Origin of the sequence: Actinomadura citrea, assembly GCF_013409045.1 — a bacterium.
Lineage (GTDB): Bacteria > Actinomycetota > Actinomycetes > Streptosporangiales > Streptosporangiaceae > Spirillospora > Spirillospora citrea.
The window spans coordinates 6894919-6908733 of the sequence record NZ_JACCBT010000001.1; the positions used below are offsets into that span (position 1 = coordinate 6894919).

Consider the following 13815-nt stretch of genomic DNA (forward strand, 5'->3'; position numbering starts at 1 on the left):
GAAGCCGGGACACCGTGCCGCCCGCGTGGCCGGGTCTCAGCGGCCCTTGCCGCCGGAACGGCGCTTGTCGTTGCCGGGAAGGCCCTTGTCCAGGCCGGCGCGCCTGAGCGCGTCGGCCATGGCGCCGCCGCCGGAGGAGTCGCCGCCTCCCTGGCCGCCGCGGCGCTGCCCGCCTCGCTGGTTCCGGCCGCGCTGGTCCTGACCCCGCTGGCCCTGACCCCGCTGGCCCTGACCCCGCTGCTCCTGGCCCCGCTGGTCCTGGCCGCGCCGGTTCTGGCCACCGCGCCGGTCCTGCCCGCCGCGTTCCGGACGTGCGCCCTGCTCGCGCTGCTCGCGCTGCTCGCCGCGCCGGCCGCCGCCCTGCTGGTCACGGCCGGGTTCGTCGTCCAGGCGCAGGGTCAGTGAGATGCGCTTGCGCTGCAGGTCGACGTCCAGGACCTTCACCCGGACGATGTCGCCCGGCTTGGCGACCTCGCGCGGGTCGGAGACGAACTTGTCCGACATCGCGGAGATGTGGACGAGCCCGTCCTGGTGGACGCCGACGTCCACGAACGCGCCGAACGCGGCGACGTTGGTGACGACGCCTTCCAGGAGCATGCCGGGTTCGAGGTCGGCGAGCTTGTCGACGCCCTCCTTGAAGGTGGCGGTCCGGAACGCCGGGCGCGGGTCGCGGCCCGGCTTCTCCAGCTCGGCGAGGATGTCGGTGACCGTCGGCAGCCCGAAGGTGTCGTCGACGAACTCCGCCGGCCTGAGCGAGCGCAGGACGGCGGTGTTGCCGACGAGGGCCTTGATGTCCGTGCCCGCGCTGTCCAGGATCCGGTGGACGACCGGGTAGGACTCGGGGTGGACGCTGGAGGCGTCGAGCGGGTCCTCCCCGCCGGGGATGCGCAGGAAGCCGGCGCACTGCTCGAACGCCTTCGGACCGAGCCGCGGGACGCCCTTCAACCCGGCGCGGCTGCGGAAGGGGCCGTTGGCGTCGCGGTGCGCGACGATGTTCTCCGCGAGGCCCTCGCCGATGCCGGACACGCGGGTGAGCAGCGGCGCGGACGCGGTGTTGACGTCGACGCCGACGCCGTTCACGCAGTCCTCGACGACGGCGTCGAGGGAGCGCGACAGCTTCACCTCGGACACGTCGTGCTGGTACTGGCCGACGCCGATCGACTTGGGGTCGATCTTGACCAGCTCGGCGAGCGGGTCCTGCAGGCGGCGGGCGATGGAGACGGCGCCGCGCAGCGAGACGTCCATACCGGGCAGCTCGCGGCTCGCGTACTCCGACGCCGAGTACACCGACGCGCCCGCCTCCGACACCATGACCTTGGTCAGCTTTAGGTCGGGATGCCGGGCGATCAGGTCGGCGGCGAGCTTGTCGGTCTCGCGGGAGGCGGTGCCGTTGCCGATCGAGACCAGGTCGACCCGGTGCTCGCGGGCCAGCCGGGCGAGCGTCTCGATCGACTCGTCCCACCTGCGGCGGGGCTCGTGCGGAAAGATGGTGTCGGTCGCGACGACCTTGCCGGTCGCGTCGACGATCGCGACCTTGACGCCGGTGCGCAGGCCCGGGTCCAGGCCCATGGTCGTGCGGGTGCCCGCGGGCGCGGCGAGCAGCAGGTCGCGCAGGTTGGCCGCGAACACGCGGACCGCCTCGTCCTCGGCCTCCTGGCGCAGCCGGGTGCGCAGGTCGATGCCGAGGTGGACGAGGATCCGGGTGCGCCAGGCCCACCGGACGGCGTCCGACAGCCACTTGTCGGCCGGACGCCCCTGGTCGGTGATCTGGAACCGGCGGGCGATCTCCACCTCGAAGGAGCTGCGCGCGGCGGGGTCCTCCCCGGCCTCCTCGGGCTCCAGGTCGAGGTCGAGGACCTCTTCCTTCTCCCCGCGGAACAACGCGAGGACACGGTGCGAGGGCAGCTTCGCGAAGGGCTCGGCGAAGTCGAAGTAGTCGGAGAACTTGGCGCCCGACTCCTGCTTGCCGTCCCGCACGCGCGAGACCATGCGCCCCTGGTTCCACATGCGCTCGCGCAGCGCGCCGATGAGGTCGGCGTCCTCGGCGAAGCGCTCGACCAGGATGGCGCGGGCGCCCTCCAGCGCGGCGGTCGCGTCGGCGACGCCCTTCTCCTCGTCCACGAAGGCCGCGGCCTCGGCCCGCGGGTCGCGGGACGGGTCGCCGAACAGCATCTCGGCGAGCGGTTCGAGCCCGGCCTCGCGGGCGATCTGTGCCTTCGTGCGCCGCTTCGGCTTGTACGGGAGGTAGATGTCCTCCAGCCGCGCCTTGGAGTCGGCCGTCATGATCTGCGCCCGCAGGTCGTCGGTGAGCTTGCCCTGCGACTCGACCGACTCCAGGATCGCGGTGCGGCGCTCGTCCAGCTCGCGCAGGTAGCGCAGCCGCTCCTCCAGCGCGCGCAGCTGGGCGTCGTCGAGCGCGCCGGTCGCCTCCTTGCGGTAGCGGGCGATGAACGGGACGGTCGCCCCGCCGTCGAGCAGGTCCACCGCGACCCGCACCTGCCCCTCGCGGACGCCGATCTCCTCGGCGATGCGCTCGGTGATGGGCCGCAGGGCGGGCCCGGGGCCCTGACCGTCGGACGTCTGGCTTGTGGTCGCTGTCACAGCTTGAATTCGCTTTCTCCCCTGAGTGTCGCCTGTGCATTGTCCAGGGAACGGGGCCTGTTGTCTTGTCACGCTCGAATGACGGTAGGCCTAACCCCACCGCCTCGGTCACGAAGAGGGGGTCTAGCACCACCGAGCCCCGAGGCGCGAACGATGACAATGGTGGAGGTCCCACGGCGAACCCCTTTGGAGGAACGGTGAGCGAGCTACTGCGCGGGTACGGGCGGCGCGCCCTCACCTGTTTCGTCCGGGCCGTCGCCCAGATCGTGCTCGCGTACGCGGTGAACCTGCCGCTGTTCATCGTGACCGTGCTGTCGATCGCGTTCATCCCGCTGGGGTTCGGGGTCGTCCTGGCGCCGATGATGTTCCAGGCGATCCGGACGGTCGCCAACCAGCAGCGCTTGTGGGCGGCCGAGTGGTCGGGGGTGCGGATCCCCGTTCCGTACCGGGCGGAGCCGGCCGGGGCGGGCGTGTTCGGCCGGCTGAAGTGGATCCTCACCGATCCGGCCTCGTGGCGCGACCTGCTGTGGACGCTCCTGAACGTGCCGGTCGCGCTCGTCCTCGGCGTCCTCGCGGGCGGTCTGACGCTGTACGGGGTGGAGGGCGTGCTGGTGGCGCCGTGGGTGGCGCAGCTGACCGACTACGGGTGGGGTCCCTTCTGGCCGCTGGGCGACTGGGGCGTCGTCGGCCTCGTCGGCACCGTCGTGCTGGGCGCGGCGCTGACCGTGGTGTCCATCCCGCTGGGAACGATGTTCCTGACGGCGCACGCCAGGTTCTGCCAGTCGCTGCTCGCGCCGACGCGGGACGCGCTGGCCGAGCGCGTCGAGCGGCTCACCGAGACGCGGTCGGAAGCGGTGGACGCCTCGGCGGCCGAGCTGCGCCGCATCGAACGTGACCTGCACGACGGCGCGCAGGCCCGGCTGGTCGCGCTGAGCATGAACATCGGCCTCGCCGAGGAGATGATGAAGCACGACCCCGAGACGGCGCAGAAGCTCCTGGCCGAGGCCCGCGAGGCGAGCGGGACGGCGCTGACGGAACTGCGCGACCTGGTCCGGGGCATCCACCCGCCGGTGCTGGCCGAGCGGGGCCTCGACGGGGCCGTGCGCGCCCTCGCCCTCACGCTGCCGCTGCCGGTCGACGTCCAGATCGACCTGCCGGGGCGCAGCGACGCACCGGTGGAGTCGGCGGCGTACTTCGCGGTCGCGGAGATGCTCGCCAACGTGGTCAAGCACTCGGCCGCGCGGCGCGCCTGGGTGCAGATCGAGCACCCCGGGGACCGGCTGCTCATGATCGTCGGAGACGACGGGACGGGCGGCGCCGACCCGGCGGCCGGAAGCGGAATGCGCGGTATCGAGCGCAGACTGGCGGCGTTCGATGGGACGATGGCGGTGACGAGCCCGGTCGGCGGGCCGACCGTCGTGACCATGGAGCTGCCGTGCGCGTTGTCATCGCCGAGGACCTCGCCCTCCTCCGGGACGGCCTGATCCGCCTGCTCGGCGCGTTCGGCTTCGAGGTCGTCGAGGCGGTCGACAACGGGCCGTCCCTGCTCCGGGCGCTGACCACCCACCGCCCGGACGTGGCGGTCGTGGACGTCCGGCTCCCTCCGACGTTCACCGACGAGGGCCTCAAGGCCGCGCTGGAGGCGCGCAAGCAGGTCCCGGGCCTGCCGGTGCTCGTGCTGTCGCAGCATGTGGAGCAGCTGTACGCGCGGGAGCTGCTGTCGGACAGCACGGGTGGCATCGGCTACCTGCTGAAGGACCGCGTCTCGGACGTCAAGGTCTTCGTGGAGGCGGTGCGCCGGGTCGCGGGCGGCGGCACCGCCCTCGACCCGGACGTGGTGGCCCAGTTGCTCACCCGGCACGCCCGCGAGGAGCCGCTGCAGCAGCTCACCCCTCGCGAACGTGAGGTCCTCGGGCTGATGGCGGAGGGCCGTTCGAACGCCGCGGTCGCCGCGAAGCTCTTCGTCACCGAGAAGGCGATCAGCAAGCACACCAACAGCATCTTCGGCAAGCTCGGGCTGCCGCAGTCCGAGGACGACAACCGCCGCGTCCTCGCCGTCCTGGCCTACCTGGGCGCCTGAGCCCCGGGCCCTCTGATCACTTGGCCCAGGGCGGGACGATCCGCTCGTCCCCCTGGGGGGCGATCGCGCAGCGGGTCTCGTCCACCAGGGCGTCCGGGTCGTAGGCGAGGCAGCCCGCGTGGGCCGCGACGACGGCGGTGAACCCGGTGTCCCCGGTCGTGATCTGGCGGGGCGCGTCGGCGGGCAGGACGACGGTGTCGCCGGCGCCCGCCTCCAGCTTGCGGCCGTCCAGGTCGACGGTGGCGCCGCCGTCGAGGAACGTCCACACCTGCTCGGTGTCGAACGCGTGCAGCGGACCGGTCTTGCCCGGTGCCATCTCCACGCGCCAGACGGCGATCCCCTCCGTGCCGCCCTGGGTCGGCGATGCGGCGGTGGTCATCACGACGGCCGGCGTCTCGGTCCGGCGGCTCTCGGCGTTGCGGATGAGCGTCATGGTTCCCTGTCCCCTAAGTTAGACAATGTGGTTGTCCATATAGTCAACGAGGTTGTCTTTCATGTCAAGTGACGGCGGGCCGCGGGACGCGCCCGGATTCGAACTGCCGCTGCGGCTCTTCCTGGCGTTCCGCGCGATCATCGACGAACTGCACGCCGAGCTGGCCCGGGAGGGCCATCCGGACCTGCGGCCGATGCACGGCTTCGTGTTCCAGGCCATCGGCCCGGACGGCACGACGGCGGTGGAGCTCGGCCGCCGGCTCGGGGTGTCCAAGCAGGCCGCGGGCAAGATGGTGGAGTCGCTGGAGCGGGCCGGCTACCTGGAGCGCGGGGTCGATCCGCGGGACGCCCGACGGAAGATCGTCCGGGTGACCGCGCGGGGCACGGACTCACTCGTCCGGTCCGAGCGCATCTTCGAGCGGATCCGGGGCGACTGGGTTCGGGCGCTCGGCGCCGAGCGCCTGCGGGCCCTGGAGGACGATCTCCGCCGGATGACGCCCGCGGACCTGTGGCGGCTCGACATGCCGGGATGGTTCGGCGCGCCCTGATTTTTTCGGGGGCGGTGACCGTATGGGTCCAGGCAGTCGCTTAGACCACTCGCACCGGTGTCCGCCGGCCTCGCGGCGGCCCTTGTCGACCCCGGTCGGCGCGGTTACGATCGGCGCAATTCTTAGGAAACTTTCCTAAGAGATGGCGGGGATTCCTGTTTGCTTCGGGGGCCGAACCGAACGGAGAACCATGTCACGACCGGGCGGACGGCGGGCCATCGCGCTCGCCTGCGCAGCGACACTGGCGGCGGCCACCGCCCTGCTCACGGCGCCCCCGGCGTCGTCGGCGCAGGCCGTCACCGCCACCTGTAAGAAGACCTCCGACTGGGGCTCCGGCTTCGACGGAAACTGCACCATCACCAACGGCACCGGCTCGGCGATCAGCAGCTGGAAGCTGGAGGCGGACCTGCCGTCCGGGACGTCCGTCGGCAACGTCTGGAACGCGACCAAGACCGTCTCCGGGAACCACTACACGTTCGCCAACACCGGCTGGAACGGCACGATCGCCGCGGGCGCGACCACCAGCTTCGGGTTCGGCGGCACCGGCTCCGGATGGTTCACCGGCTGCACGGTCAACGGCGCGACCTGCGACGGCTCCGCACCCCCCGAGAAGGACACCGAGGCCCCCTCGGCTCCGTCCGGACTCCGCTCCACCGGCAAGACCGCCACCAGCGTGTCGCTGGCGTGGAGCGCCTCGACCGACAACGTCGGCGTCACCGGCTACGACGTCTACAACGGCTCCGCCAAGGCCGCGTCGGTGACCGGGACCAGCACCACCGTCGGCGGGCTGTCGGCCAAGACCGCCTACTCCTTCACCGTCAAGGCCAAGGACGCCGCCGGGAACACCTCCCCCGCGTCGGCCTCGGTGTCGGTCACCACCGACGAGGGCGGCGGCGGCAACCCCGGAGGCGGCGGCAAGGTCGTCGGCTACTTCACCAACTGGGGCGTGTACCAGCGCAACTACCACGTCAAGAACGTCGAGACCAGCGGCTCGGCCGCCAAGCTGACGCACATCAACTACGCGTTCGGCAACGTGACGGGCGGCCGGTGCGCGATCGGCGACTCCTACGCCGACTACGACAAGGCCTACACCGCCGACCAGAGCGTCGACGGCGTCGCCGACAACTGGGACCAGCCTCTGCGCGGCAACTTCAACCAGCTGCGCAAGCTGAAGAAGCTGCACCCCGGGCTGAAGGTGCTGTGGTCGTTCGGCGGCTGGACCTGGTCCGGCGGCTTCGGCCAGGCCGCCCAGAACCCGGCCGCGTTCGCCGAGTCCTGCTACAACCTGGTCGAGGACCCGCGCTGGGCCGACGTGTTCGACGGCATCGACATCGACTGGGAGTACCCGAACGCCTGCGGCCTGACCTGCGACACCAGCGGTCCGGGCGCGTTCGGGAAGCTGATGGCCGCGGTGCGCGCCAAGTTCGGGTCCGGCAACCTCGTGACGGCAGCGATCACCGCGGACGCGAGCGACGGCGGCAAGATGGACGTCACCGACTACGGAGGCGCCGCCTCGTACGTCGACTGGTACAACCCCATGACCTACGACTACTTCGGCGCCTGGGACGCCAAGGGACCGACGGCGCCGCACTCGCCGCTCACGTCCTACCCGGGCATCCCGCAGCAGGGCTTCAACACCACCGACACCATCTCCAAGCTCAGGGCCAAGGGCGTGCCGGCGGACAAGATGCTGCTCGGCATCGGCTTCTACGGCCGCGGCTGGACGGGCGTCACCCAGTCCGAGCCGGGCGGCACCGCGACCGGCGCCGCGCCGGGCACCTACGAGGCCGGCATCGAGGACTACAAGGTCCTCAAGGGCAGGTGCCCCGCGACGAGCACGGTCGCCGGAACCGCCTACGGCAAGTGCGGCAGCGAGTGGTGGAGCTACGACACCCCGTCCACCATCCGCGGGAAGATGGGCTTCGCCGGCGACCAGGGTCTCGGCGGCGCCTTCTTCTGGGAACTCAGCGGCGACACCACGGGCGGTGAGCTGATCACCGCGATCAAGAGCGGTCTCGGCTGAGCTGTTCGCAGAAGGGCACTCCCAGCCCCTCAGACAGCCGAGACTTCGGGCCCCTGACCAACCGGACGCCGGTCAGGGGCCCGCCCCTTCGACGGGCTCGGACCAGGCGGGCTTCTCTGCCACGGCGTGCGGGCGTCCATCATGGGAACGGTCAGGAACGCCCACCGAACCGCACCGGTTCGGCTGCGCGGACGCACGACACGAGGAGCCTTCTTGCACGACTGGACGCTGGGCAGGACGTACCGGAGCCATGCCGGAGAGGTCCGGTGGGCGGTACTAGGCGCTGAGGGAGCACCCCCAGTCGTCCTGCTGCATGGCACCCCGTTCTCGTCCTACGTGTGGCGTGGTGTCGCGCGCGCTCTGGCCATGACCCATCGCGTGTACGTCTGGGACATGCCTGGCTATGGGACGTCCGAAATGAGCGAAGGACAGGACGTCTCGCTTGCGGCGCAGGGCAGAGTCTTCGTCGAACTGCTGGAGCATTGGGGCCTGGACGAGCCGTCCGTCGTGGCGCACGACTTCGGCGGTGCCGTGGCACTGCGCGCGCACCTCCTGCACGGCGCCCCCTACCGCCGCCTCGCTCTCGTCGACCCCGTGGCGCTGGCGCCGTGGGGGTCGCCGTTCTTCCGTCTGGTCGGAGCCAACGCGGAGGTGTTCGAGCAGCTCCCGCCCGCGCTGCACGGCGCGCTCGTCCGCGAGTACGTGACGTCCGCGAGCCACAAGGGGCTGCATCCGGCCACTCTCGACGCGCTCGTCGCCCCCTGGCTGGGAGACGCCGGCCAGCCCGCGTTCTACCGGCAGATCGCGCAGGCCGACCAGCGCCACACCGACGACGTCCAGGGCCGCTACCGCGAGCTGGACCTCCCGGTCCTGATCTGCTGGGGCGCCGAGGACACGTGGATCCCCCCGGCCAAGGGCCGCGAGCTGGCCGGGCTCGTCCCCCGCGCGCGCCTCCAGACGGTCGAGCGGGCGGGGCACCTGGTGCAGGAGGACGCACCGGCCGAGCTGACCGCCGCGCTCACCGCGTTCCTCTCATGATCACGGCGGTCCTGTTCGACCTGGACGGGACGCTCCTCGACCACGATGACGCCGCGCGCCGCGCCATCGTCGGAACGTTCCCGGAAGTCGACCCGGTGTGGCTCGCCGCGCGCTGGGCCGAGCTGACCGAAGAGGCGGTCGACCGGTACCTGGCAGGCGAGCTGAGCTTCGCCGAGCAGCGCCGCCTCCGGATCGTCACCCTCGCCGGGGACCTCGGCCTCGGCGCCTGGGACGACGCGCGCGCCGACGCGTGGCTCACCGGGTTCGTGGCCCGCTACCAGGCCGCCTGGCGCCCGTTCCCGGACGCGGCGCCGGCGCTCGACGCCCTCGCGGCGCACGGCCTGCGGCTCGGGGTGATCACCAACGGGGACGCCGCGCAGCAGCGCCTGAAGGTCGAACGGCTCGGGTTCGCCGACCGGCTCCCCGTCGTCGTGGCCTCCAGCGAGGCGGGCGCCGCCAAGCCCGACGCCGGGATCTTCCTCGCGGCCTGCGCGGCCCTCGGCACCGAGCCGCACGCGGCCGCCTACGTCGGGGACCGGCTCATCGTCGACGCACGGGGCGCCGCCGCCGCGGGCCTCACCGGCGTGTGGCTCGACCGCTCCGGCGACCCGGCCCCGGACGCCCTGGACGTCGCGCGCATCACGACGCTGGACGCGCTCCCCTCACTGCTCTGGGGCTGACGCGGCGCGGCGCTGTCTCCAGCGCGGCGGCGCACCCCGTCCGGCCCGGCGGCGCGGGCGGGATCAGCCGTCCTGGAGGACCGCCTCGATCTCCAGGACGATCTGGATCTTGTCGCTCAGCGCGAGCCCGCCGCCCGCCACGGTCGTCGCCGCGCCCACGCCGAACTCCAGGCGGCTGAGCTCGCCCGTCGCGGTGAACCCGGCGCGGGCGCCCTTGGACGGGTCGTCCTGCCGGAACGGGTCGGGACCGAAGCCTCCGATCTCCAGCCGGAGCGGGACCTCCCTGGTGAGGCCGCGCAGCGACAGCTCGCCGTCCAGCACGAAGTCCTCGCCGTCCGGGCGCACGCCGGTGGAGCGGTAGCTCATGGTCGAGTACCTCTCGGTGTCCAGGAAGTCGCCGGACCTGATGTGCTCGTCGCGCTGGGTGTTGCCGGTGTCGACCGACGCCAGGTCGACCGTCGCGGTCACCGACGAGGCCAGCGGGTCGGCGCCGGTGACGATCGTCCCCTCGAACGTCCCGAAGCGGCCGCGGACCCGGCTGACCATCAGGTGCCGGACGGTGAAGCCGACCCCGGAGTGGAGGGGGTCGATGGTCCAGGTCCCCGCGAGGTAGCCGGGGATCTCGACAAGCTGGGCCGTCATGGTGTCTCCTACGGTTATGGAAGGTAAGGCGGTTCCCATCAGGAACCGCCTCCATGGTGCGGACAGCCCGCCAACCGGCACAAGAAGGCACTTTTTTCTGCCCTGGTCACCTGGAGATAACCGATGGAGCACACCGTCGCGGGCTGCCGCGCCCGCGAGATCCTCGACCGGGTCGGCGACAAGTGGTCGCTGCAGGTCATCGCGCTGCTCGGCGAGCGCACCAAGCGGTTCACCGAGCTGAGGCGCGAGATCGACGGCATCAGCCAGCGGATGCTCACCGTCACGCTGCGCGGCCTGGAGCGCGACGGCATCGTCACCCGGACCGTCTACCCCGTGGTGCCGCCCCGCGTGGAGTACTCGCTCACCCCGATGGGCGCCACGCTGATGGACGCGGCCGGCACCCTCGTCGCCTGGGCCGAGGACCACCTCGCCCAGATCGACGCCGCCCGCGCCGACTACGACGCCCGCCAAATCGACGTGCAAGGGGACAACGGGCGCCGGTAACGTGGACGCGATGGTCATTCACGAGGTGGGACGGCGAGCTAGTCGCGCCGAGCCGGGGAACGTGCAGACGCGCCCGGCCCGGCTCGGCGGTGTGCTCTGCCATCCCATCGACCTCGTGAGGCCGTCCCATGCACTCGACTGACATCCGTTCGACCTTCCTGGGCTTCTTCCAGGAGCGCGACCACCGCGTCGTGCCGTCCAGCCCGCTGATCCCGTCCGATCCCACGCTGCTTCTGGCGAACGCGGGCATGAACCAGTTCAAGCCGTACTTCCTCGGCGAGAGCACACCCGACCACCCGCGCGCGGTGTCCGTGCAGAAGTGCGCGCGTACGTCCGACATCGAGAACGTCGGCCGCACCACGCGGCACACCACGTTCTTCGAGATGCTCGGCAACTTCTCCTTCGGCGACTACTTCAAGGCGGAGGTGATCCCCTGGGCGTGGGAGCTCCTCACCCGCCACTACAACCTCGACCCGCTACGCCTCTGGGTCACCGTGTACCTGGACGACGACGAGGCCGTCCGGCTGTGGCGGCGCCTGGGCGTCCCCTCCGAGCGGATCCAGCGGCTCGGCATGGAGGACAACTACTGGTCGATGGGCATCCCCGGCCCCTGCGGACCGTCCTCCGAACTGCACTACGACAGGGGGCCGTCCTTCGGACGTGAAGGCGGACCCGCGGTGGACGGCGAGCGGTACCAGGAACTGTGGAACCTCGTCTTCATGCAGAACCTCCGGGGAGAGGGCCCCGGCAAGGACGGATACCCGATTCTCGGCGCGCTCCCCGCACGGAACATCGACACGGGGCTCGGGCTCGACCGTCTCGCGGCGGTGCTCCAGGACGTGGACACGGTGTGCGAGACGGACCTGCTCGCGCCGGCGTTCCGTCTCGTCCAGGAGATGGCGGGCCGCCCCTACCCGGGACGCGACGGCAGCGACGACTCGACGTCCTTCCGCGTCGTCGCGGAGCACTCCCGTTCGATCGCGTTCCTCATCGCGGACGGCGTCATGCCCGCCCGCGACGGCCGCGGCTACGTCCTGCGCCGCCTGATGCGCCGCGCGATCCGGCACGCGCGCAGGCTCGGCATCGACGGTCCCGCGCTGCCCGCGCTGACCTCCAGCGTCGTCGGCACCCTCGGCGAAACCTGGCCTGAGCTCTCCCGTCGGTCCGAGCTCATCGAGCAGGTCGTCACGGCCGAAGAGGAGGCGTTCGAGCGGACGCTGCGCCAGGGCTCCCAGATCCTCGACACGGCGATCGGCCGCGCCACGACCGCCATCTCCGGGCGGACGGCGTTCGAACTGCACGATACCTACGGCTTCCCGATCGACCTGACCATCGACGCGGCGCGGTCGGCCGGCCTCACCGTCGACGAAGAAGCGTTCGCCGAGCTCCTCGAAGCGCAGCGCCGCCAGGCGCACCGCGCCGGCCAGGGCCGCAAGGGCAGCGCGGTCGCGCGGCAGGACCTCTACCGCCGCGTCGCCGCGGCGCACGGCCTCACCGACTTCGTCGGCTACTCCTCCGAAACAGCCGAAACACAGATCGGCGCCCTCCTCGGCTCAGACGGCGAGGTGCCCACGGCGACCGAGGGCGACGAACTGGAGGTGGTCCTGACCCGCAGCCCGTTCTACGCGGAGTCAGGCGGCCAGGTCGGCGACACGGGCACGATCCGCACGTCCGGCGCGACCCTCGACGTCCTCGACACCCGGCCGGGACTGGACGGCCTCCACGTCCACACGGTCCGCATCGTGGACGGCGAGGTCCGTCCCGGCGACGAGGCCGAAGCGACCGTGGACGCGGACCGCCGCGCGGCCACCGCCCGCTCGCACAGCGCCACCCACGTCCTGCACGCGATGCTGCGACGCACCCTCGGCGACCACGCGGCGCAGCGGGGCTCCCGCGTGGAACCCGGACGCCTGCGCTTCGACTTCGCGCACTTCTCCCCCGTCGACACGAATCTCGTCCAGACCCTCGTCAACGACTACCTCCTCGACGACCCCGAGGTGCGCGTCTGGGAAACGACCCGGACGGAGGCGGAGCGCGCGGGCGCGGTCGCGCTGTTCGGCGAGCGTTACGGCGACGAAGTCCGCATCGTGGACATCGGTGACGCCTCCCGCGAACTCTGCGGCGGCACCCACGTCGGCCATGGCTCGCAGGCGGGCCCCGTCCACATCGTCGGCGAGGCGTCCATCGGCACCGGCCTGCGCCGCATCGAGGCCCTCACCGGCGCCGACGCCCTCCGCCACCACGACCGCGCCACGTTGCTGCTGGAGGAGCTCGCGGCGCTGCTGAACGTCCGTCCCGACCAGGCCCCCGACCGTCTCCGGGAACGCCTGGAAACACTCGCGGAGACCCGGCGCAGCCTGGAGACGATGCACCGCGCCGAACTCGACCGGCACACCGACCGTCTCGCGTCCCTCGCCGAGCCCCTGCCCGGCGGCTGGCTGGTGGCGCACACCATCCCCGGCCTGACCGGCTCGGACCTGCGCACGATCGCGACCGGCGTCCTCACCCGCCGCGACCAGCGCGGCCTCGTCGTCCTCGGCACCGAGTCGGACGGCAAGGCGGTGCTCGTCGCGGCGGCCGGCGCGTCCACCGGCGTCCAGGCCCGCGACCTGCTGTCCGACGCGGCCCGCGAGGTCGGCGGCGGCGCGGGCGGCAGAGGCCCGGTGGCGAACGCCGGCGGCCGCCGCCCGGAGAACCTCCCCAAGGCGATCACCACCGCGGCGGCCAGGGCCCGCACCCTCCTGGCCGCAGACCAGGCGTAGCCCAGCAGGCGTCCGCACGAACCCCGTGCGGACGCCTGCCTTGGCTTCGCTGGTCCTGGAACCTTGCGACGACCACCACGACTGTGGGGCCTGCCGGTCGGGGGGGATGAAACACGGTCGGGCTGGCGGGATTCGAACCCACGACCCCTGGCACCCAAAGCCAGTGCGCTACCAAGCTGCGCTACAGCCCGCAAACCACCGCTGAACGCGATGACGCGAGAAGTGTAGTCCCGATCGCCCCCCGCCCGCTCCGCCCCGGCACGTCCACCCCGAGAACCCTGTACGCTACGGGATGGCGACCGAGGCCCGCCGGGCCCTCACACGCCTAGCGGGCGTAGCTCAATGGTAGAGCCCCAGTCTTCCAAACTGGCTACGCGGGTTCGATTCCCGTCGCCCGCTCTTCTATTTCCCCAGGTCAGAGCCCTATGTGGCGATCTTGACCGCCCTTCCGAAGATCATTTGTCACCCATTTGTCACTGGGATCTGGCACGCCTGAGCGGCCTTC

The 13815-nt window shown here is 71.9% G+C and carries 11 protein-coding genes and 2 tRNA genes; 9 read left to right on the plus strand and 4 right to left on the minus strand.

Features of this window, described 5'->3' with window-relative positions:
• Positions 1-36: 36 nt before the first annotated feature.
• A complete protein-coding gene (locus BJ999_RS31670; RefSeq protein WP_179836655.1) occupies positions 37-2601 on the minus strand; it encodes a Tex family protein in 2565 nt (854 codons plus the stop codon).
• A 197-nt stretch (positions 2602-2798) separates the two neighbouring features.
• On the opposite strand from BJ999_RS31670, the gene BJ999_RS31675 reads away from it, so the two are divergent.
• On the plus strand, positions 2799-4085 hold the full coding sequence (locus tag BJ999_RS31675; RefSeq protein ID WP_229810335.1) for a sensor histidine kinase: 1287 nt from the start codon (positions 2799-2801) through the stop codon (positions 4083-4085).
• The gene (locus BJ999_RS31680; RefSeq protein WP_179836656.1) at positions 4037-4681 is read left to right on the plus strand and encodes a response regulator; all 645 of its coding nucleotides are present in this window, start codon (positions 4037-4039) and stop codon (positions 4679-4681) included. Before BJ999_RS31675 ends, BJ999_RS31680 begins: the two co-directional genes overlap by 49 nt.
• A 16-nt stretch (positions 4682-4697) precedes the next feature.
• Here the strand turns inward: BJ999_RS31680 and BJ999_RS31685 are convergent, their stop codons facing one another.
• The gene (locus BJ999_RS31685) at positions 4698-5114 is read right to left on the minus strand and encodes a cupin domain-containing protein (RefSeq protein WP_179836657.1); all 417 of its coding nucleotides are present in this window, start codon (positions 5112-5114) and stop codon (positions 4698-4700) included.
• Between the two features lie 61 nt (positions 5115-5175).
• On the opposite strand from BJ999_RS31685, the gene BJ999_RS31690 reads away from it, so the two are divergent.
• The 4 genes from BJ999_RS31690 (at position 5176) to BJ999_RS31705 (ending at position 9402) form a co-directional block, all read left to right on the plus strand.
• Complete coding sequence (locus BJ999_RS31690; protein WP_179836658.1) at positions 5176-5661, plus strand: MarR family winged helix-turn-helix transcriptional regulator; 486 nt, start codon at positions 5176-5178, stop codon at positions 5659-5661.
• Between the two features lie 190 nt (positions 5662-5851).
• Complete coding sequence (locus tag BJ999_RS31695) at positions 5852-7684, plus strand: glycosyl hydrolase family 18 protein (RefSeq protein ID WP_179836659.1); 1833 nt, start codon at positions 5852-5854, stop codon at positions 7682-7684.
• Positions 7685-7897: 213 nt separating this feature from the next.
• The gene (locus tag BJ999_RS31700) at positions 7898-8722 is read left to right on the plus strand and encodes an alpha/beta fold hydrolase (RefSeq protein ID WP_179836660.1); all 825 of its coding nucleotides are present in this window, start codon (positions 7898-7900) and stop codon (positions 8720-8722) included.
• Positions 8719-9402 carry an HAD family hydrolase gene (locus BJ999_RS31705; protein WP_179836661.1) on the plus strand — a complete coding sequence of 228 codons (684 nt, stop codon included), beginning with the start codon at positions 8719-8721 and terminating at the stop codon, positions 9400-9402. Before BJ999_RS31700 ends, BJ999_RS31705 begins: the two co-directional genes overlap by 4 nt.
• 63 nt (positions 9403-9465) lie before the next feature.
• On the opposite strand, the gene BJ999_RS31710 is transcribed toward BJ999_RS31705, so the two are convergent.
• Positions 9466-10044 (minus strand): YceI family protein, encoded by a 579-nt coding sequence (locus tag BJ999_RS31710; protein WP_179836662.1) that lies wholly within the window; start codon positions 10042-10044, stop codon positions 9466-9468.
• Positions 10045-10167: 123 nt separating this feature from the next.
• Between BJ999_RS31710 and BJ999_RS31715 the strand changes: the two genes are divergently transcribed.
• Positions 10168-10548 (plus strand): winged helix-turn-helix transcriptional regulator, encoded by a 381-nt coding sequence (locus BJ999_RS31715; protein WP_179836663.1) that lies wholly within the window; start codon positions 10168-10170, stop codon positions 10546-10548.
• A gap of 128 nt (positions 10549-10676) precedes the next feature.
• Positions 10677-13310, plus strand: a complete 2634-nt coding sequence (gene alaS, locus BJ999_RS31720; RefSeq protein ID WP_179836664.1) for an alanine--tRNA ligase — start codon at positions 10677-10679, stop codon at positions 13308-13310.
• A 117-nt stretch (positions 13311-13427) separates the two neighbouring features.
• On the opposite strand, the gene BJ999_RS31725 is transcribed toward alaS, so the two are convergent.
• Positions 13428-13501 (minus strand) — tRNA-Pro (locus BJ999_RS31725).
• 137 nt (positions 13502-13638) lie between these two features.
• On the opposite strand from BJ999_RS31725, the gene BJ999_RS31730 reads away from it, so the two are divergent.
• Positions 13639-13709 (plus strand) — tRNA-Gly (locus BJ999_RS31730).
• Positions 13710-13815 lie beyond the last annotated feature (106 nt).

Excerpts from the sequence above, each read along its gene's own strand:
- BJ999_RS31690 (WP_179836658.1), top strand. The coding sequence starts at position 5,176 with ATGTCAAGTGACGGCGGGCCGCGGGACGCGCCCGGATTCGAACTGCCG.
- BJ999_RS31685 (WP_179836657.1), bottom strand. The coding sequence starts at position 5,114 with ATGACGCTCATCCGCAACGCCGAGAGCCGCCGGACCGAGACGCCGGCC.
- BJ999_RS31710 (WP_179836662.1), bottom strand. The coding sequence starts at position 10,044 with ATGACGGCCCAGCTTGTCGAGATCCCCGGCTACCTCGCGGGGACCTGG.
- BJ999_RS31705 (WP_179836661.1), top strand. The coding sequence starts at position 8,719 with ATGATCACGGCGGTCCTGTTCGACCTGGACGGGACGCTCCTCGACCAC.
- BJ999_RS31715 (WP_179836663.1), top strand. The coding sequence starts at position 10,168 with ATGGAGCACACCGTCGCGGGCTGCCGCGCCCGCGAGATCCTCGACCGG.
- BJ999_RS31695 (WP_179836659.1), top strand. The coding sequence starts at position 5,852 with ATGTCACGACCGGGCGGACGGCGGGCCATCGCGCTCGCCTGCGCAGCG.
- alaS (WP_179836664.1), top strand. The coding sequence starts at position 10,677 with ATGCACTCGACTGACATCCGTTCGACCTTCCTGGGCTTCTTCCAGGAG.